The organism is Kangiella taiwanensis (assembly GCF_020005165.1).
Classification (GTDB): Bacteria; Pseudomonadota; Gammaproteobacteria; order Enterobacterales; family Kangiellaceae; genus Kangiella; species Kangiella taiwanensis.
Window position 1 is genome coordinate 150,612 of record NZ_JAHCLT010000002.1, and the last position, 18,773, is coordinate 169,384.

General features: G+C 44.1%; 19 protein-coding genes. 11 read left to right on the forward strand and 8 right to left on the reverse strand.

Annotated features, from left to right (window positions below; all coding sequences use genetic code 11):
* Positions 1 to 284 precede the first annotated feature (284 nt).
* Together KFK88_RS06205 and pckA are read left to right on the forward strand one after the other, a co-directional pair.
* Positions 285 to 1,253 (forward strand): polyprenyl synthetase family protein, encoded by a 969-nt coding sequence (locus KFK88_RS06205; protein WP_223577852.1) that lies wholly within the window; start codon positions 285 to 287, stop codon positions 1,251 to 1,253.
* Between the two features lie 286 nt (positions 1,254 to 1,539).
* Complete coding sequence (pckA, locus tag KFK88_RS06210; RefSeq protein ID WP_223577853.1) at positions 1,540 to 3,141, forward strand: phosphoenolpyruvate carboxykinase (ATP); 1,602 nt, start codon at positions 1,540 to 1,542, stop codon at positions 3,139 to 3,141.
* An 83-nt stretch (positions 3,142 to 3,224) separates the two neighbouring features.
* Here pckA and KFK88_RS06215 read toward each other — a convergent pair whose 3' ends face one another.
* Both KFK88_RS06215 and KFK88_RS06220 read right to left on the reverse strand, forming a co-directional pair.
* Positions 3,225 to 4,133, reverse strand: a complete 909-nt coding sequence (locus tag KFK88_RS06215; protein WP_223577854.1) for a TolB family protein — start codon at positions 4,131 to 4,133, stop codon at positions 3,225 to 3,227.
* A gap of 2 nt (positions 4,134 to 4,135) precedes the next feature.
* Positions 4,136 to 5,866, reverse strand: coding sequence for a pentapeptide repeat-containing protein (locus KFK88_RS06220; RefSeq protein WP_223577855.1), 1,731 nt, complete (start codon positions 5,864 to 5,866; stop codon positions 4,136 to 4,138).
* A gap of 144 nt (positions 5,867 to 6,010) precedes the next feature.
* Here KFK88_RS06220 and KFK88_RS06225 point away from each other — a divergent pair, with 144 nt between their 5' ends.
* Positions 6,011 to 6,385 carry a carboxymuconolactone decarboxylase family protein gene (locus KFK88_RS06225; protein ID WP_223577856.1) on the forward strand — a complete coding sequence of 125 codons (375 nt, stop codon included), beginning with the start codon at positions 6,011 to 6,013 and terminating at the stop codon, positions 6,383 to 6,385.
* Here KFK88_RS06225 and hda read toward each other — a convergent pair.
* The 3 genes from hda to KFK88_RS06240 are packed head-to-tail and all read right to left on the reverse strand — an operon-like array spanning position 6,382 to position 8,823.
* Complete coding sequence (gene hda, locus KFK88_RS06230) at positions 6,382 to 7,077, reverse strand: DnaA regulatory inactivator Hda (protein WP_223577857.1); 696 nt, start codon at positions 7,075 to 7,077, stop codon at positions 6,382 to 6,384. The two genes, KFK88_RS06225 and hda, sit on opposite strands and share 4 nt — an antisense overlap.
* 9 nt (positions 7,078 to 7,086) lie before the next feature.
* Positions 7,087 to 7,701 carry a CDP-alcohol phosphatidyltransferase family protein gene (locus KFK88_RS06235; RefSeq protein WP_223577859.1) on the reverse strand — a complete coding sequence of 205 codons (615 nt, stop codon included), beginning with the start codon at positions 7,699 to 7,701 and terminating at the stop codon, positions 7,087 to 7,089.
* Between the two features lie 18 nt (positions 7,702 to 7,719).
* A complete protein-coding gene (locus KFK88_RS06240) occupies positions 7,720 to 8,823 on the reverse strand; it encodes a DUF2066 domain-containing protein (protein WP_223577861.1) in 1,104 nt (367 codons plus the stop codon).
* A gap of 240 nt (positions 8,824 to 9,063) precedes the next feature.
* Here KFK88_RS06240 and KFK88_RS06245 point away from each other — a divergent pair, with 240 nt between their 5' ends.
* The 8 genes from KFK88_RS06245 (at position 9,064) to KFK88_RS06280 (ending at position 15,909) form a co-directional block, all read left to right on the forward strand.
* The gene (locus tag KFK88_RS06245) at positions 9,064 to 9,636 is read left to right on the forward strand and encodes a hypoxanthine-guanine phosphoribosyltransferase (protein WP_223577863.1); all 573 of its coding nucleotides are present in this window, start codon (positions 9,064 to 9,066) and stop codon (positions 9,634 to 9,636) included.
* 172 nt (positions 9,637 to 9,808) lie between these two features.
* On the forward strand, positions 9,809 to 10,474 hold the full coding sequence (locus tag KFK88_RS06250; RefSeq protein WP_223577865.1) for an OmpA family protein: 666 nt from the start codon (positions 9,809 to 9,811) through the stop codon (positions 10,472 to 10,474).
* Positions 10,475 to 10,663: 189 nt separating this feature from the next.
* Positions 10,664 to 11,701 (forward strand): phosphoribosylformylglycinamidine cyclo-ligase, encoded by a 1,038-nt coding sequence (purM, locus tag KFK88_RS06255; RefSeq protein WP_223577867.1) that lies wholly within the window; start codon positions 10,664 to 10,666, stop codon positions 11,699 to 11,701.
* A gap of 14 nt (positions 11,702 to 11,715) precedes the next feature.
* Positions 11,716 to 12,363, forward strand: a complete 648-nt coding sequence (gene purN, locus KFK88_RS06260; RefSeq protein WP_223577869.1) for a phosphoribosylglycinamide formyltransferase — start codon at positions 11,716 to 11,718, stop codon at positions 12,361 to 12,363.
* On the forward strand, positions 12,305 to 13,093 hold the full coding sequence (locus tag KFK88_RS06265) for a DUF3108 domain-containing protein (RefSeq protein WP_223577871.1): 789 nt from the start codon (positions 12,305 to 12,307) through the stop codon (positions 13,091 to 13,093). Before purN ends, KFK88_RS06265 begins: the two co-directional genes overlap by 59 nt.
* A 26-nt stretch (positions 13,094 to 13,119) precedes the next feature.
* Positions 13,120 to 13,530, forward strand: a complete 411-nt coding sequence (locus tag KFK88_RS06270) for a hypothetical protein (RefSeq protein ID WP_223577873.1) — start codon at positions 13,120 to 13,122, stop codon at positions 13,528 to 13,530.
* 86 nt (positions 13,531 to 13,616) lie between these two features.
* Entirely contained in the window at positions 13,617 to 14,165 is a 549-nt protein-coding gene (locus KFK88_RS06275; protein WP_223577875.1) for a LemA family protein, read from the forward strand.
* Positions 14,158 to 15,909, forward strand: coding sequence for a DUF2207 domain-containing protein (locus tag KFK88_RS06280; RefSeq protein WP_223577877.1), 1,752 nt, complete (start codon positions 14,158 to 14,160; stop codon positions 15,907 to 15,909). Before KFK88_RS06275 ends, KFK88_RS06280 begins: the two co-directional genes overlap by 8 nt.
* A gap of 72 nt (positions 15,910 to 15,981) precedes the next feature.
* Here the strand turns inward: KFK88_RS06280 and KFK88_RS06285 are convergent, their stop codons facing one another.
* The 3 genes from KFK88_RS06285 to apbC form a co-directional block, all read right to left on the reverse strand.
* Positions 15,982 to 16,569, reverse strand: a complete 588-nt coding sequence (locus tag KFK88_RS06285; protein WP_223577879.1) for an outer membrane beta-barrel protein — start codon at positions 16,567 to 16,569, stop codon at positions 15,982 to 15,984.
* 88 nt (positions 16,570 to 16,657) lie between these two features.
* Positions 16,658 to 17,224, reverse strand: coding sequence for a dCTP deaminase (dcd, locus tag KFK88_RS06290; RefSeq protein WP_223577881.1), 567 nt, complete (start codon positions 17,222 to 17,224; stop codon positions 16,658 to 16,660).
* 168 nt (positions 17,225 to 17,392) lie between these two features.
* A complete protein-coding gene (apbC, locus tag KFK88_RS06295; RefSeq protein ID WP_223577883.1) occupies positions 17,393 to 18,481 on the reverse strand; it encodes an iron-sulfur cluster carrier protein ApbC in 1,089 nt (362 codons plus the stop codon).
* Positions 18,482 to 18,773 lie beyond the last annotated feature (292 nt).

Genomic DNA, 18,773 nt, shown 5'->3' on the forward strand with positions numbered 1-18,773 from the left:
CGAATTTTAAGCGAAAACCACCCGCAAAGCAAGGGCTTGAGGCTAATAAAACCCACATATTGGGAATTTGCTCAGTATTTGCGCTAAATCAGCAAAAAACGCCCCTAAGTCATCCAAATATCACCAGAAAAGCTTGACCCCAAGGCCGACCCTCACTAGGATTGCCAAGCAATTATTTTAAAGCAGTTGGCAGTTTCAGCGTGACCAAAGTCTTAAGACAAGGGATCTTAACACTTTTTTACTGTAAAGCTGAATGCCAAATGTCATAAGTGATAAGGTAGACAATGACTCTCGACGATATACGTGCCTTAGTAGAAACTGATTTTCAGGCCACCAACCAAATGATCTTAAGCCGCCTCAAGTCTGATGTGGTGTTGGTCGATCAAGTTGGACATTATATTGTTGCAGCTGGTGGCAAGCGACTAAGACCAATGTTAGTGCTATTAGCGGCTAAATCGCTTGATTATGAAGGCGAAGACCACGCTAAGTTAGCAGCGGTCATTGAGTTAATCCATACCTCTACTCTACTGCACGATGATGTTGTTGATGAATCCAGCATGCGTCGAGGCCGTGAAACAGCCAATGAATTATTTGGTAATCAGGCATCTGTCCTTGTTGGTGACTTTCTTTATAGTCGCTCCTTCCAGATGATGGTCGAAGTCGACAATATGAAAGTATTGAACATTCTGGCTGATACCACCAATGAAGTTGCTGCAGGCGAAGTCTTGCAGCTGATGAACATCAACGATCCTAAAGTTAGCGAAGACGCCTATTATCAAGTGATTGAGCGTAAAACAGCCATTCTTTTTGCGGCCGCGACTCAGTTAGGCGCCGTTTTATCGGGTGCATCAGAGCAGATTGAAAACGGCTTACGTCAGTACGGCCTGCAGCTTGGTATTGCGTTTCAACTAGTTGATGATGCCCTCGATTACGCCTCTAATGCTGAGGATATGGGCAAGAATGTTGGTGATGATTTAGCTGAAGGTAAGCCGACCTTGCCACTAATTTACGCCTTGACCCAATCTAACGAAGATGATCAGGCAGTCATTCGCAAAGCGATAGAACAAGGTGGCTTAGATGACCTTGACCAGATCCTGAGCATTGTTAAAGCAACCAACGCTATCGATTATACCTACCAAGCTGCGGAAAAAGCCGTTAAACGTGCCATTGACGCTCTAACACCGCTCCCTGACAGCGAGTATAAATCTGCTTTAGTCGAATTGGCGAAATTATCACTTTCTCGAAACTCTTAGGTATTAAGTTTCTAACTGTGGTTAAAAGTTTTTAAAAGCCTCTAAAATCTCCTTAAACAACTCCTAGATTAGGGCTACTTACCATTAGAAAAAGTAGTCCGAAGTAGCCACCGTTACTAGAAAAATCAAGCCCATGAAAAAAAGTGCTGAAATATTGCAAATAAGTTTCATTTAGCCTCGCCAGTACCATTTTTTTTTGGCATAATTACGTGCAATTTTCAAATAGCGAATTGTTATTTAATCAATTGCACTGCAAAGCCTGCTTTGCACACGAGGAGTACCCCACATGTCTCGCGATGTTGACTTGAGCCAATATGGCATCCATTCAGTCCACGAAATCGTTTACAACCCTTCCTACGATACTTTATTTGAAGAAGAAACCCGAGATGACATCAGCGGCTATGAGCGCGGCACTGTCACTAATATGGGCGCGGTTACCGTAGATACTGGTATTTTCACTGGCCGCTCACCAAAAGATAAATATATTGTAGAAGACGACATTACTCGTGACACAGTGTGGTGGTCTAAAAATGGTGTGAATGATAATAAGCCAATTACACCAGCAATCTGGAAAGATCTTAAAGAAACCGTTACCGAGCAGCTGTCAGGCAGTCGCTTGTTTGTGGTTGATACCTTCTGTGGCGCTAACGAAGATACTCGTCTAAAAGTACGCTTCATTACGCAAGTCGCTTGGCAGGCACACTTCGTTAAAAACATGTTCATCCGCCCTTCAGAAGACGAACTTAAAGACTTTGAGCCTGACTTTGTGGTCATGAATGGTTCAAAGGCTGTGAATGACAAGTGGGAAGAGCACGGTCTAAACTCTGAGAACTTTGTTGCATTTAACCTAACAGAAAAGATTCAGTTAATCGGCGGTACTTGGTATGGCGGTGAAATGAAGAAAGGCATGTTCTCAATGATGAACTACCTCCTTCCGCTTAAAGGTATCGCTTCTATGCACTGCTCTGCTAACGTTGGTGAAAACGGTGACGTTGCAATCTTCTTCGGCTTGTCTGGCACGGGCAAAACAACACTTTCAACCGATCCAAAACGTGCTTTGATTGGTGACGATGAGCATGGCTGGGATGATAACGGTGTTTTCAACTTTGAGGGTGGTTGTTACGCCAAAACCATTAACTTATCTGAAGAAAACGAGCCAGACATTTATCGCGCAATTCGTCGCGACGCATTACTTGAAAACGTTGTTGTCGATAAGAAAGGCAATATCGACTTTGATGACAACAGCAAAACAGAAAACACTCGTGTGTCTTACCCGATTTATCACATCGATAACATCGTTAAGCCCGTTTCAAAAGCTGGTCATGCTAAAAAAGTCATTTTCTTGAGTGCTGACGCTTTTGGTGTATTACCGCCAGTAGCGAAATTAACGCCAGAACAAACTCAGTACTACTTCCTATCAGGTTTTACAGCGAAACTAGCAGGCACTGAGCGTGGTGTGACAGAACCAACGCCAACCTTCTCATCATGTTTTGGTGAAGCATTCTTGAGCTTGCACCCAACTCAATATGCAGAAGTGCTTGAGAAGCGTGTACGTGACGCTGGTGCAGAGGTCTACTTGGTTAATACTGGCTGGAATGGCTCAGGTAAGCGTATTTCGATTAAAGATACTCGTGGTATTATTGATGCCATTATGGACGGCTCTATTGAGAAGAGCGATTTCACGACGCTTCCATATTTCAACCTTGCCATCCCAACAGAACTCAATGGCGTGGACACAGGTATTTTAAACCCGAAAGACACTTACAAAGATCCTGCTGAGTGGGATACGAAAGCGCAAGACTTAGCGAAACGCTTCGTTAAGAACTTTGATCGCTTTGCTGATAATGAAAAAGCTAAAGAGCTCGTGAAAGCAGGCCCTAAAGTTTAATCAACACAGAACGTCAGACATGAAAAAGCCGCTCATTGAAGCGGCTTTTTTGTTCAATCTCTACCTATAACAGAGTTATTCGCTTAATCAGCCCTATCGTAAACAATAGCAATGTTTTTCTTGTCAGGGCTGAGAGCTAATCTTGTAATGCCCGAAACACCCAATTCTTTTAAATCGACTAACTCTTTAGTCGTCGCGGCATTGACTAAGAGTAACTTTGAGTCTTTCCCGACGACAACATGAGTCTGATTAAACCAAACGTAATCTTGAACGCCTTCAGGAAGTTTTGTCTCCATAGAGCTAAAGGCTGCTTCGTGGTTCAGCGCGTGCAAATGGTGTACACCCTCTTCTTCAATGGTAAAGGTTACAATCCCTGGCGCAACAGTCTCGAAACAGCGCCCAATATTTTCAGCCAGAACTATTGGCGGGTTACTCGATTCTGTGTCCAATATTTGTAATGTCATGGTCTCGCCCAAAACAAACACCCCAGCTTTCGTCGGGCTTAACCAACCATAGTAACCCACAGGCTCGATATCTTCTCGTAGCACCTCTTGTTCTCGGTTAATGGTATTAACCAACCTTAGATGCTGCTCACCATTGGGGTTAACTGCGATAACAGAGATAAAATCTTCTGAGTACGGGGTTGCAGAGTATTCGCTAATATCTTCGCTTTGGGTCACGTTGGTTACAGAGCCGTCGCTCAGTTGATATTGGAAAATATCAGTCTGCTGGCCATCACCTTCTTTTTTATCAAGCATCCGTGTGAAATAAAGACTTTTCCCGTCAGGACTAAACTTCGGCTGGTTATCATAACCCTCACGTTGCGTTACGTGCTCAGGCTCTAGAGAAATATACTCTCCTTCCGGCCCATAGACTAAGGGCAAGATCATAATGTCTTGGGACTGCGCCACGGCATTACTCGTGAATACTGAAGCCAAGGCTGTAAACATAAGCGCTTTATGTTTAAAAGAAGGTATCCAATGCTTTGTCATTGTTAGTCCTCAGCAAGGGCACTGGTTGAGCTATAGCAAACTATAGTGTCGCCTGCCTGTTTATCGCCCACGGCTTTCTTCAAAGCCAAGCGGTGCTCTTGGAAATTAAACGGTGCGTCAGACTGAATAGCATAATGACGAACATTTTCCGAGACGAGAACTTGTCCAGAGTCAGCCATCGCCTCAAGACGCGCAGCAAAGTTAATCGCGTCGCCTTCAATATCGAGCTGCTCCGTGATTTCATTATGAGTAATTTTCACTTCACCAATATCCAAGCCAATACGTAATGAGAAGCCAGCGCCTGCTAGTACGCGCTGCATCATCGCAGCACAGTGCAAGGATTGCTCAACCGACTGGAAGGTGGCGCGCAAAGAGTCACCTTCCATATTGGGGTAACTAGCGTTCCACTTTTTAAGCACAGGCTTTAATAACCCTCTGAACAAAGATAATTTATCCGTACGCTCCTCTTCATTCCAGTTAGAAAAGCCTTTGAGATCGGTAAACAGCACTGCTAAGCGGCGAGTTTTGGCATCACTATCAATTTCAGAAAGCTCTAACAACTTTGGCCAATACTTATCTTTAATCGCTTGTAATGATTCGCGGATTTCAAACTGAAGCTTCCGCTCAGACTGCAAGCTGATTTGTATCGACTGTAACTTGTCCGCCTCTTGCTGCAAGCTAGACTCCAGCACTGAAGGATTCAAACCACCGGTATCTTCTACCACCAGTATGGCTCGGGTATCACCCGGCTCGTTGCGAATATCCCGTATTCGTAATTTACAGCCCCAATAGCTCGCTTCTAAATGCTCGATTAAGAATGGAAGCGTTGCTAAGTCTTGGTAAGACAACATGCGTTGATAGCGCAATGTAAAAGTGATTTTGTCTGAGAAAAGCTTTTCGAATTGATGTGGTGAATAGTGGGTAAAGTCACGCCCACGCTGATCCCAGCTAGCGTGCGTACATTCGATATTGCGTATCGACCAACCTTTAGTCTGAACCTGCCACAACTTAGTTGAACTAAGCTTAGCGCCATCAAGATTAGCTTTGCACAGGTTAGCGCTACGTAAATCGGCACCCTGCAAATTGACTTTAGACAGGTTAAAACCCGCCAGATTTTGCGAGGATAAGTTTACATTACTTAGATTTGCGTTCTTAAAGGTCACGCCATCGATATTACAATTGGATAAATCGACATCCGACAAATCAGCACCATTGAGGTTGGTATCTCGTAAATTAACTCGCTCCATCTTAGAGCCAATTAATTTAGCACCATGCATGTCTAACCCTTCAAGGTTTTGTCCACGCAAATCCGCGCCACTCAAGTTAGCTTCACGTAAATCCTGACCACGTAAGTCGTGATCACGCAAATCAACGTTCGACAAGTCAGTGCGGTGGCAAATGGCGGTTAATAAATTGGCATGAAGTAAATTCGCATGACTCAAGTTTGCCTGCTTTAGGTTAGCAGCAATTAACTTAGCATTCGATAGGTTACAGTAACAAAGATTGGCGTCGGTTAGATTACTTGCAATTAAAACGGCATTTTTCAAATCCGCATACGCAATATTGGTACCAACAAAACTGGCTTCTGACAGGTCACAATCCGACAGGTCTAACCCTCTCAAATCCAGCCCATCAAGTATAATTTCGGTTTTAGGGTTGTCCTTGCGCCACTTATTCCAAATATCGGCGCCTTGAACCAACATATTATAGAGTTCTTCTTTTGCCTCACTCATACGAGCAATTTTCCTCACAGCTCTCCCAGATCACCCCCTTTTATACCATAGATAACTGCTTGAAAACAGCTTAAGCAAAGCCTTTTACTTGTGCTTATAAATCAACTTTGTACAATAACTTTTTTATACTTTGGATTAGGGTTTATGTCAGACAATACAAAACATCCTTTTGAACAGTTTCGTGCTGAACGCGAAGCTGGAAATGAAAAAGCTCTGGATACAGACAGTTTACTGATAAAGCGCTTTTTTGGGTTGGATAAGACAGCTTATGGCGAGGGTCACTTGGACAGTAAGACCAAGGAGCTACTCGGTCTAGTGGCGTCTATGGTTCTGCGCTGCAATGACTGTATCGACTACCACCTTGAACAATCTGTTAAACAGGGCTGGAACAAAGAAGAGTTAGACGAAGCCATGGGCGTGGCGATGCTTGTCGGAGGCTCTATTGTTATTCCGCATCTGCGACATGCAAAAACCAGCCTCGAATTTTTATTTGACGAAAAAGCTCAAGAGAACGCTTAGAGTTCTAATACTTGCTTAACGAAAGGAATCGTTAAGCGACGCTTTGCTTGCAAAGATGCTTGGTCCAACGTTTCCAGCATGCCCAGTAAATGAGGTAAATCTCTCTGTTGACGAGAGAGCAAATAGGTCGCAACATCATCCGTCAGCTCTAACCCTCGCTCCTCAGCTTTAGTCTGCATCAGAACGCGCTTATCATCATCTGACAAAGGCTGAATGGCATGTATTAGCATGGCACTGAGTCGCGACTTGAGATCTGCTAAGGTAACGTCAAGCTGCTGAGGTGCCTCAATACCAGCAATGACCAAGGTTTTATCATGCTCTTTAAGTTGGTTATAGAGGTTGAACAAAGCAGTTTCCCAGGCTTTGTCGCCTAAACAGCGCTCAATACCGTCAATACATACGGCATCAAAGCTACTCAAGCCCTCCACCATCTCTGGTACCAACTGCATGTTATCCAATGGGATATAAGCCACTAAAGCTTGAGGAAGTTGTTCTGAGTAGTGTTGCGTAAAAGCCTGCAATAAATGTGTACGGCCCGTGCCCTGCTCACCGTATAAATAGATAAAATCGTGCTCGCCCCGAGCCAGGCCTTGCAGAACAGCAATTAACTGCGCATTGTCCTCGCCGCCCACTATAAAATTATCAAACGTCGAGTCTGCCTTAATTTCAATGTCGAGTGGGAGCTGCTGCATGATAAGAACTTAACCTTTTTCAACAGCCTTGTTTGATACTTGCCCTTTTTCTTGAGCCTCAGGCTTGAGCGAACTGCCGTCGCCACGAGCACGATAGTGACAAAATCCTAACCAGATATAGTGCAAGCCACTAATAACGCAAGTTAAAATCACTGCAATCTCGAGTGACTCTAGCAACTGTAAAGGTAGTGCGAACCACGCTAAATGTACCAATACTAATAACACGAGCAGTATCATCAAAGCAGTATTCCACTTCGAAATAAGCGTCGGACGCATTTCATAGGGCTCGACTAAATAGTGGTACGCGGTGGCCCCACCAACAATGAAAATATCGCGTGAGGTAGATATCCAAAATAAGGTCCAAGATAATTGACCTTTCATCACTAATAATAATAACGCCACAAAGAGAAGGACTTTATCTGCAAGAGGATCCGTAATGGAGCCGAAACGGCTTTGCCAATTAAAACGCTTGGCTAGCAGCCCATCTAAACCATCAGACACGCCAGCGATCAAAAATATAATCAATGCAGTGACATAATCTTGTTGCCACATAAAGTAAGCAAATGGTGCAATCAGCACCACACGCATCACTGTAATAATGTTTGGAATTGTATTTAAACCCATGTTTTTATTAACTTATTCTTATATCTGAGGTTGTCCCCAAACAAAGTGGAAGTCACCTCTTAATTGCTCACCAGAGTTCTCAAAGCCGCCGAAACTAGGCTCAGACCGCTGGAGATTATTCCCTAATTTTATCGCTTCGATCAAGTTTTGTGGAGAAGTAAGTGACTCGACCTTAAACAAAACTCTATCTCCAGACACTTCAACCGCACTCGCAGAGCGCACCATTCCTAGAGAGTTGAGAAATTTTTGTACTTTGGCGAAAGCCTCAAAGTCTTGAATATTTTCAACAGAAATTGTGACGTCTTGGGCTTGCTCTGACAATACAACCGCTAATTTAGAGGCTAAAGAGTCCGCCACACGATTGACCGCGCCTTGAATCGCCTCATAAGACGTCAAGCCAGTAGTCGAAAAGCTCTGAGTACGACCATGCAAACTGACTTTCCACGTACCCTGCCACTGGCCGTTGCGTTCTTGCAAGCTCGCAGCAACCCAATAATCAGTACCGTAGCGTTGAGTCGCTTCTTGAAGCGGGGCTTCAAAGCGTCCCCATACATCCGATACCTCAAGTGCAGCCTGATCATCCATGTCCATTAACGGAAGGGTCACCGGCAAACCACGGCTTCCTGCGGCAATCTCCAAAGCAGCTTTAATCGAACGCGATTGGTCACTAGCAACCCTTCTTTCGCCTGCTCGTTCAACAGCTATCCAAAAAACACCCGACGGACGTTCTTCGCCCCAAATTGGCAGTGACGCTGACTTAAGTAGACTGATAATCGACTGACGATCAAACGTCGCTTTAAGTAACAACGGCTTTTCATAAATCATCTGCTCTTCTGCCGATAAACGCTGATATGAATAACGACGAAGATAACTTTCTGCATCGGATAGCGCCGATTGAACAGCAGGAGAGCGTGCAACATTCAAGTTTCCACTGGCACGGATCAGTGCTTGTTGTAAGCTATTTTGGATAGCCTGAGCTCGAACAGACGTCGCTTGGCTTTCTACCGGCCAAGTAGCCGTGTATAAATCATTCACTCTTTCAGCTTTAACTGAACTACTGAACATCAGGCCGGAAAATACCAGCGCAACCACTAACAGTAGCTTGAGGCGAGAATCAGTCATATCCCATACCCTAACGGTTTGACACTCTGTTGATGATCGCTAATCATTTGAAATAATTAAATAAAATTCATCAACAAGCATTAATTTAAGGGCTATTTTATCAGCTTTTGGCTTTGACGCTAGGCCATGCTTGACGATCTTTAAATTTATTACGCTTTATCGACACGAAAATAACCGTCGAAGCTTTAAACAAGGTTGTTTATACTGTCGAAAAACAAACCCAACAATATAAAGCCAACTGTGAATCAAGAGCCTTCTCCTAGCTTAAATTTAAGAACCGACGCCGATCTGGTCATTAATGAAGATACGATTGATGACGCAATTCGCGATATTGCCACTCGATTAAACCGTCACTTTGGTCAGTCGCAATTTAGTCATCAGAACATCGTCGCGTACTGCATCATGAATGGTGGTTTGTATTTTTCTGGCCAGCTATTGCGCTATTTAGACTTTCCCCTTCAGCTCAGCTATTTACACGCTACTCGATACGGTAATAACACCACTGGTTCGGATCTTAAGTGGCACACCCGCCCTAACCCCAAAACAATCCATAATGCCCACATTTTGTTAATGGATGATATTTTTGATGAAGGCTTAACCTTAGAAGCCATTGATAAAGAGTGCCGAGAGTTAGGCGCCAAGAGTGTTCACTCAGTGGTTCTAACGGATAAGCAGCACCCACGCAAACCTAAGAGTGGTTTTAAGCCTGATTTCATTGGGCTTGAGGTAGATGACCGCTACATTTTCGGCTGCGGTATGGATTACCAAGGTTTGTACCGAAACTTGCCCGAGATCTACGCCCTTAAGCCCTAACTTCTTGAAATTGTGTAAATTCAAGCCTTCATTTTGTGGCATACGTCACAGATAGCTGGCTGTTATTACATAATCTTCACACTCAATTGATATAGTGAATTCAATTCAGTTTGCATTCACTTAATCTTTTTATAATGCAATCAAACTTTGGGGAAATACGAGGATATTACCAATGAAGAAATTGACCTCTATGAAGAAAACATTAGCTACAGCCACTCTAGCCGCACTAGTTGCGTCAGGCTGTACGGTACTTGATCCATACACAGGTGAAGAGAAAACCAGTAAAGCCGTGAAATATGGTGCTGTTGGTGCTGTAGTCTGTGGTCTGATTGGTGCAACAGAAAATAGTAAGCACGCTCGTAACGCTGCATTAGGTTGTGGTGCGATTGGTGCAGGTGTTGGTGCCTACATGGACCATCAAGAAGCTGAGCTTCGCGAAGAACTTGCAGGCACAGGCGTTGGCGTTCAACGTGACGGCGACAAAATTCAACTTATCATGCCTGGCGACATCACATTTGATACTGATCGTCATGACGTAAGTGCAGACTTCTACCCTGTATTGGACTCTGTCGCTAAAGTTCTTTACAAGTACGTTGATACGGATCTTGAAGTAGCGGGTTTCACTGACTCAGTAGGTTCAGATGCTTACAACCAAACCTTGTCAGAAAAGCGCGCAGCCAGCGTCGCAAGCTACTTACGTCAGCGTGAAATTCAGGCAGGCAGATTACATGTTAAGGGCTTCGGTGAACGTTACCCAATCGCCTCGAACGAAAGTTCAAGTGGTCGTGCGAAAAACCGCCGTGTGGAGCTAACCATTATTCCACAAGAACCACGTTAATTAAGAACAACTCCGTCTAAAGTGAGTCAACTGAGCTTATCCTCACTGACCTCTTTAGACACTACCCCCTGAAAAGCGGCTTCGGCCGCTTTTTTTTATGCATCTTTTACCCTATCTGGCTTTCTATAGTGTCCCGCTTCTAGTAAAATTGCGTCTTTAATATCCAGTCATCAGTTTTTAGGAATCCCAATGAGCGACAAAAAGTCTCTAAGTTACAAAGATGCAGGTGTTGATATCGACGCAGGTAACGCGCTGGTCGACCGCATCAAAGACGTTTGTAAGAAAACCCACCGCCCAGAAGTACTAGGCAACATTGGGGGTTTTGGTGCTCTATTTGATTTACCTAGTGGCTACGAAGAGCCAGCTCTGGTTGCAGGAACTGATGGTGTCGGTACAAAACTACGGTTAGCACTAGACTTAAATAAGCACGATACCGTAGGTATCGACTTAGTCGCCATGTGCGTTAACGACCTTATTGTACAAGGCGCAGAGCCTCTCTTCTTCCTTGATTATTATGCAACGGGCAAACTTGACGTCGACGTAGCGGCGGATGTGGTCACAGGTATTGCTGAAGGCTGCCACCAATCAGGTTGCTCATTAATCGGCGGTGAAACGGCTGAAATGCCAGGCATGTATGAAGGTGATGATTACGACTTGGCTGGCTTCTGTGTCGGTATCGTTGATAAAAAGAAGATTATCGATGGTAGTAAAGTAAAGTCAGGCGACGTGCTATTGGGCCTAGCCTCTAGTGGCCCTCACTCAAACGGTTACTCACTGATCCGTAAAATACTTGAAGTCAGTGGTGCTGATGTGAACCAAGAGTTTGATGACGGCAAAACACTGGGTGAAACTTTATTAGAACCTACCAAGATTTACGTCAAGCCACTGCTTCGCTTGTTCAAAGAAGTTGAAGTTAAAGCCCTATCTCACATCACAGGCGGCGGCTTGCAAGAAAACTTACCACGCGTGTTGCCAAAGCAAGCAAAAGCTGTGGTCAACACCAATGCCTGGAGCATGCCGAAAGTGTTCCAATGGTTACAACAGGAAGGTAATGTTGACCGCCTAGAGATGTACCGTACCTTTAACTGTGGTATCGGCATGATCCTTGTCATTGACAAAAATAATGCAGAACGTGCTAAAGACATGCTTGAATCAATGGGCGAAACGGTTTACACCGTGGGTCACATTGAAACACGTGAAGACGGCGAAGACTCAGTCGTCCTTTAACACGGTATACTCCATTGGCAGCTCAACCTACTGGCTCAGTTCCAGCTAAGCGTATTGTCGTTCTGATTTCAGGTAGCGGCTCTAACCTGCAAGCATTAATCGACGCCATTGAATTAGGCGCTATTAATGGGCAAATCGTCGCTGTTATCAGTAACAAGCCCGATGTTTATGGCCTGACACGCGCTGCCAATGCCGGTATCCCCTCTATTGTCATCGACCATCGCCAGTTTGATGGTCGTGAACCTTTTGAAGCTGAACTATCTAAAGCTATTAATCAGCTCGCTCCTGACCTGATTGTGCTGGCAGGATTTATGCGAATCTTAAATTCAGAGTTTGTTCAGCCATACGAAGGTAAGATGCTCAATATCCACCCTTCTCTTTTACCAAAATATAAGGGCTTGCAAACTCATAAGCGAGCATTAGAGAATGGTGATAAGGAACATGGTGTCAGCGTTCATTTCGTAACCGCAGAGCTCGATGGCGGGCCAGTGATCGCACAACGAATAGTTAAGGTGGAAGACAGTGATACTGAGCAAAGTTTACAGCAAAAAGTCCAGCGACAAGAACATCAGCTTTACCCAGAAGTGGTCGCGCGCTTCTGTAATGAGCGTCTCAGCTACCAAGACGGCATCGCTTACTTGGACGATAAGCCGATTCAATAAACTCTTAATTGCTCTGAGCAGTGTTACACTTCTTGCAGCGACACTACTATTTTCGGCAACTTCTCAAGCCGAAAACACCTCCGAGAAGCCTGTACTATCAGCTTTAAAACCTTACTCAATAAAATATAAAGTCGTGCACGATGGTGATGATGTAGGCACCGCTTCGCGCCAATTGACCCAACTCAGCAACGGCCAATGGCAAATTGCCATGGAGTCTGACATCAGTTATTACTTTTTATCAGACAAACGTCAAGAAACCAGCCGTTTCGCAGTGGATGGGGAGCAAATATTACCCATCATGTATCAAAGGCTTTCTGAAACCAGCTTCCGCTCAGACAGCACACTTCTACAGAACTTTGATTGGGATAACATGATTGAGCAAGGCTCTTACAAAGGCGACCAATGGAACCAGCCCCTAAAAATAGGTTACCTTGATCAGTTAACACAGATCACTTTAGTTCGTGAGCACCTATTAACGCAAAGACCTATCCCAGCTATCGATATCAGTTACCGAGGCAGCATTCGCCACCATGAATTTAAAGTCCTCGGACAGGAAACGATAAAAACGCGTAAGGGCAATATCAAAACAGCCAAGGTCCAGCTCAATGAAAAAGAGCGAGATCGCCAAACCAACTTTTGGTTCGCTTTAGAGCACAACATGCTTCCCGTACAGGTTCAACGAATCAAAGAAGGAGAAGAGCAAGCGAAGTTGATTGCCACTGACTGGTAGTGGACTACTTGAAAAAGGAGATAATAATGAACATGCCCATCGTACTGACCATAACCTCCCTACTGATCGCATCAGCATTAGATGCCAATAACTATGAGCGTGATGCATTAACCATTGATAAAAGCGTTAACCAAGATCTAGAGTTCCAGTTTCCAAACGACAATAGTGTTTACCCAGAGATTAGTGACTTTGAAGTGGTAAATTACGTCACTATGAGCAACGAGTACGGTGAGCGCAAAGTCACGATTACGTTACACAACACCTCAACCGGAAACCGTATTTTTGTCAGTGATCAAGTCATGGCGCTTTATGCGAATGGTGAAAGAGTAACGCCTTACCAAGAAAAAGTGAGCTTCAAGGGTAAAGAAACTCAAACGCTCACACTAACCTTCAACAGCAGTAAATACCCTATCCTAAAAGTCTACACTCGAAACTAAAGCGACATAACAGCGGCGGCTGCTATAATTGAAATCAGTCGCCTATCACTTTATTATCTAGATGACTACTTTAGGGATGCATCTAGATGACAATAACGATAATCATACTCGTTGTAATAGCGCTATGGGCTCTATGGACTTACAACACAATTATTACACTGAAAAACCAAGTGAGCTCGGCGTGGAGTGATATTGACGTACAGCTGACTCGCCGCCACGACCTTATTCCACAACTGGTCAAAACGGTTCAAACCTATAAGGATTACGAACAAGAAACTCTAGAGCTTACGACTCTGCTCCGTAGTGCGGAAGATAACAACTCCCCTTCATCACAAGAAGCTTTAGAAAGTAAAATCAACCAGAAGCTAGATAAACTTATCTTGCTTCAAGAAGCCTACCCCGAGCTCAAAGCCAACAACTCTTTTCTCGAGTTAATGCAAGCGTTAGCTGATACCGAAGACAAACTCCAATATGCCCGCCGCTACTACAACGGCAGCGTAAAAGTTTATAACACCAAACTTCAGCAAGTACCTGACACCCTAATCGCGAACCTGTTTCGCTTCAAAGAGGCAGAGTTTTTCACACTGAAATCACCTGAAATACGCTCAGCCATAAAGGTTAGCCTCAATGACTAGAAAAATACACTTATGGATCATTGTCATTTTTGGGCTACTTTTTAACTCTGCTCAAGCTGTCGAAGAAATAAAACGTTTTGACAGTGTTATAGATATTCACGCAGACTCGACACTCACAGTTACTGAAACGATTACTGTCAAAGCTGAAGGTGTGAACATACGCCGAGGTATTTACCGCGAGTTCCCTACAAATTATCAAGACAAGTTTGGTAATAACTATCAAGTAACTTTTGATATTGACTCGGTAACTCAAGATGGCCGAGATGTTGATTGGTCCACTAAAGACTTACGAAACGGTGTGCGCTTGTACATTGGCGACCCTGATAAATACCTCAAAGAAGGCATATATACCTATAGAATTAAATACAACACCAATAATCAATTAGGTTTTTATGATGATGTTGACCAACTCTATTGGAACGTCACTGGTAATGACTGGAAATTCAAAATACTTAACGCCTCGGTTACCGTCAACTTTCCTTCAGAACTACCCAAGGAAACGATAAAACACCAAGCTTTCAGTGGGTATTACGGCAGTAACGACAGTCATGTCCAGTTGAAGTCTTTGACCAAAACTAGCATCAGCTTAGAAACCACTAGAGCACTACTGCCAAGCCAAGGCTTTACAATCCAAATAGGACTACCCAAAGGGCATATTTCAGAACCAAGCGGACTTGACCAGTTTCTCAGGCTTCTTTCACAAAATAGACACCTCATTATTTTCTTACTAGGAACGCTGGTTACTTTCGCATATTACTATTATGTTTGGTCAAAACACGGTCGAGACCCAAAACCCGGAGTGATTATCCCGCTCTACGACCCACCAAAAAAAGAATCTCCCGCGGCAATGCGCTACATTCTTAATAGTGGCTATGACTCCAAAACTTTTACCACAGGCCTGCTGTCTCTTGCCGTTAAAGGTTACATCACAATCCAAGAGTTAGACGATGACAACTATGTCATCAAAAGACATAAAAAGAATTCGTTCGTGAAGTTTTCAGCAGGCGAATCAAGTTTAGAGAAAGCTTTATTTAGTGAAAGCGACGAAGTGAATACAAAGTCATCAACAGACAAGGCGGGGTTTAGAGAAGCGATGGTAGCACACAAAAAATCATTAGCTTCAGACTATAAGTCCACATACTTCAAAATTAATGGTCGGTATATCGCTTGGGGGTTAGCCTTATCCGCGGTCACTATTTTACTCGGTATTAACTTTAAGCATCCTTTCGCCTCTATCGCAATATCGTTTATCGTAACCGGCGGAACCCTCATGTTAATGAATATCGTCTTTGGAATATTACTTAAAGCCCCAACGGCTATCGGTAGGCAGTTTATGGATAAAGCCGAAGGCCTAAAGCACTACTTAACGATTGCGGAAACTGATGCCTTGAGAAGCCGTTACCCACTCGATAAAACCCCGCAAACATTTGAACGTTATTTGCCCTACGCCTTCGCGCTTGATGTTGAAAAAACATGGGGCGACATGTTCAATGATGTTTTATCACCACAATTACAACCAGAAGCAAAAGACACTGCCAAGACAGACATGATTCCAACATGGTACCTCGCTTCTTCAACAACTGGATTTGGCATAGGCAATCTAACTCACAGCCTTTCCGATAGTTTCTCTGCGACAGTATCTTCCGCAGCAGCACCACCCAGCTCTAGTTCAAGCAGTGGCTTTTCTGGAGGCGGAGGTTTCTCTGGTGGTGGCGGAGGCGGTGGTGGAGGTGGTGGCTGGTAAGAACCCCTCTAAAATAAAAGTTGGAGCACAAAAAAAGCAGCCGAAGCTGCTTTTTTTGAAATCTATACCTGCTTAGAAGTCGAAACGAGCTTCTAATGCGTAGATATTAACATCATCTTCAAACTTACCTTCTAAACCAATCGAGAAAGTATCAGTGAAGAAATAACGGCCTTCAAGATTTAAGAACGTTAATGAGTCATCAAAGTCCATGTGTTGGACTGAAGCGCCCCACTCAAAGTTATCAGTCGCCATACCACGGAAACCTAGTACCGCGTTAGCAGCACTGTCATCTTCTGATGACGAAATACCACCGAAAGTTGCTTCAACGTCAGACTTAGCATAACCCAGCTCAGCGATAAAATCTGTATTAGCTGATACGCCTGCCTTAAAACCTAGATTGACTGTTGCTAAATCCATATCTAAGTCAATACCTGACTCTTCGCCGCTTTGACGACTTGCGTCAAGCTTCAAATACCAGTTATTGGCCAAGTCAAAAGACAAGCCACCGCTGATACCATCAAGATCAACGTCTGAGCCACCATCTACATCAAAAGTCGACTGACTCCAGCCAATGCTAGCGTTGTTATAAGACACGTCTTTCGCTGCTACGCCGCTCGCAAAAGTTGCTGCAACCACAGCTGTAATTAGCTTTAATTTCATATTGTTTTCTCCATAAATTAACTGAACTATTCAGTAGTTGCCATTATGGCGAAGTTACATGAATGAAAACTGAATTTGGCAATGAGTTTTACGTTTTTGGTAACGTCACTCCGCGCTGGCCTTGGTACTTTCCACCGCGATCTTTATAAGAGGTTTCACACACCTCGTCTGACTCGTAAAACAGCATTTGTGCTACGCCTTCATTAGCGTAAATTTTCGCTGGTAGTGGTGTTGTATTCGAGAACTCAAGTGTCACATGCCCTTCCCACTCAGGCTCTAGCGGCGTAACGTTAACGATGATGCCGCACCGCGCGTAAGTCGATTTACCTAAACATACAGTCAAAACGCTACGCGGAATACGGAAATACTCAACCGTACTCGCTAGAGCAAATGAATTCGGGGGAATGATGCAGACATCGCTCTTAACATCCACAAAGCTATTCTCGTCAAAGTTCTTTGGATCAACCACGCTCGAGTGGACGTTGGTAAAGATTTTAAAATGGTCAGAGCAACGAACATCGTAACCATAGCTCGATGTGCCGTAAGACACAATCTTTTGATCATTAATATGACGAACCTGCCCTGGCTCATACGGCTCGATCATCCCCTCATTTTCCGCCATACGACGGATCCATTTATCTGATTTTATGCTCATAATTTATCTACTCTATTATTAATCTTTTTCTATAACTGTATTATTAAAAAATGTGAATTTTTGCGTCTAGAACGCGAAAGCGACGCACGGAGAGCAGGAGTGTATGTGAAATACATGACTGCTCGAGTACGGAAAGCTGACAAAGTTATAGCGCAAAAAGGTCATTTTCTATGTGTTTTCTATCGATATGCTGGGAAAACTCGCCTTAAAATCTTTAGCCTCTAACGACAACTTCGCAGTCATACGCTGCGCAATATCCACATATCGCTTAGTCACGTCTGACTCAGGCTCTTTCACCACCGTTGGCTCGCCAGCGTCTGTCTGTTCACGGATGTTAAGCGATAGCGGTAAGCTACCTAGAAGCTCAACCCCGATCTCTTTTGCCAGCGCGTCACCACCGCCCTGTCCAAAAATATGTTCTTGGTGACCACAGTTTGAACAGGTATGCATGGCCATATTTTCTACCACACCTAACACCGGAACGGAAACTTTATTGAACATGGTCACGGCTTTGCGTGCATCAGCCAAAGCAATATCCTGTGGCGTGGTCACGACCACCGCTGCGGTCACTGGTATTTTTTGCGCCATCGTCAGCTGAATATCGCCAGTTCCCGGCGGCAAGTCGATAATCAAGTAATCAAGCTCTTTCCACTGAGTATCGTTGATCAACTGCTGCAATGCCCCACTCGCCATTGGGCCACGCCATACCATGGCTTGTTCAGGTTTGACTAGGTAACCAATCGACATGGATTGCAAACCATGGCTTTCAATCGGCAATATTGACTTTTTATCAATCGTTTCAGGATTCTTGCCTTGCATACCCAGCATGATCGGCATACTAGGCCCATAAATATCGGCGTCCAGAATACCAACATTGGCGCCTAAAGCACTCAAAGCTAGAGCCAAATTGACCGATGTGGTCGACTTCCCTACACCACCCTTGCCTGATGCCACAGCGATGATGTTCTTCACATTGGGCATGGCCTGTACTTTTGCTGGGTGCACGTGAGCATCCACACGCCAACTGATGTCTAGCTTAAAGGAGACTGTAGGTTCCTTGGCCGCTAAAAACTCACCAAGCTCAGTCGTCAATCGTTGCTCATACTCACCGAGCGGGAAACCCAGCTTCAGGGCAATTTCGACCGTTTTCTCGCCTATCTCTATACTTTTCAGTACTTTAGCATCAACCAGATCCTCTTTTAGGAAAGGGTCTCGATATTCAGAAAGGTATTCGCGGACTTGTTCTTCAGTGACCATAAACTCGAAGTGTTCGATGTTTTAAATAATTGAGTCAAAGTCTAAGTCTTTTGTGTCATAAAACCAAGACTACTAGGGCTAGTTTATGGTTATTTTTCACTTTTGCAGTAGTTTGTTTGGGTTTTATACAAGGCATTGTGTTAGCTGTGTAGCCAACCTACACGCTTAACACAATAACGCCGTAGAAAGGCCAAACAAGCACTGCCCTTTGGGTTCAGCCGCAAACCTACTTGTTATTACAGGTTATTTGCAAGCCATAGCTGTAGATGATGGGTTAACACCTGCCTTATTG

Excerpts from the sequence above, each read along its gene's own strand:
- KFK88_RS06205 (WP_223577852.1), top strand. The coding sequence starts at position 285 with ATGACTCTCGACGATATACGTGCCTTAGTAGAAACTGATTTTCAGGCC.
- pckA (WP_223577853.1), top strand. The coding sequence starts at position 1,540 with ATGTCTCGCGATGTTGACTTGAGCCAATATGGCATCCATTCAGTCCAC.
- KFK88_RS06215 (WP_223577854.1), bottom strand. The coding sequence starts at position 4,133 with ATGACAAAGCATTGGATACCTTCTTTTAAACATAAAGCGCTTATGTTT.
- KFK88_RS06220 (WP_223577855.1), bottom strand. The coding sequence starts at position 5,866 with ATGAGTGAGGCAAAAGAAGAACTCTATAATATGTTGGTTCAAGGCGCC.
- KFK88_RS06225 (WP_223577856.1), top strand. The coding sequence starts at position 6,011 with ATGTCAGACAATACAAAACATCCTTTTGAACAGTTTCGTGCTGAACGC.
- hda (WP_223577857.1), bottom strand. The coding sequence starts at position 7,077 with ATGCAGCAGCTCCCACTCGACATTGAAATTAAGGCAGACTCGACGTTT.
- KFK88_RS06235 (WP_223577859.1), bottom strand. The coding sequence starts at position 7,701 with ATGGGTTTAAATACAATTCCAAACATTATTACAGTGATGCGTGTGGTG.
- KFK88_RS06240 (WP_223577861.1), bottom strand. The coding sequence starts at position 8,823 with ATGACTGATTCTCGCCTCAAGCTACTGTTAGTGGTTGCGCTGGTATTT.
- KFK88_RS06250 (WP_223577865.1), top strand. The coding sequence starts at position 9,809 with ATGAAGAAATTGACCTCTATGAAGAAAACATTAGCTACAGCCACTCTA.
- purM (WP_223577867.1), top strand. The coding sequence starts at position 10,664 with ATGAGCGACAAAAAGTCTCTAAGTTACAAAGATGCAGGTGTTGATATC.
- KFK88_RS06265 (WP_223577871.1), top strand. The coding sequence starts at position 12,305 with ATGAGCGTCTCAGCTACCAAGACGGCATCGCTTACTTGGACGATAAGC.
- KFK88_RS06270 (WP_223577873.1), top strand. The coding sequence starts at position 13,120 with ATGAACATGCCCATCGTACTGACCATAACCTCCCTACTGATCGCATCA.
- KFK88_RS06275 (WP_223577875.1), top strand. The coding sequence starts at position 13,617 with ATGACAATAACGATAATCATACTCGTTGTAATAGCGCTATGGGCTCTA.
- KFK88_RS06280 (WP_223577877.1), top strand. The coding sequence starts at position 14,158 with ATGACTAGAAAAATACACTTATGGATCATTGTCATTTTTGGGCTACTT.
- KFK88_RS06285 (WP_223577879.1), bottom strand. The coding sequence starts at position 16,569 with ATGAAATTAAAGCTAATTACAGCTGTGGTTGCAGCAACTTTTGCGAGC.
- dcd (WP_223577881.1), bottom strand. The coding sequence starts at position 17,224 with ATGAGCATAAAATCAGATAAATGGATCCGTCGTATGGCGGAAAATGAG.
- apbC (WP_223577883.1), bottom strand. The coding sequence starts at position 18,481 with ATGGTCACTGAAGAACAAGTCCGCGAATACCTTTCTGAATATCGAGAC.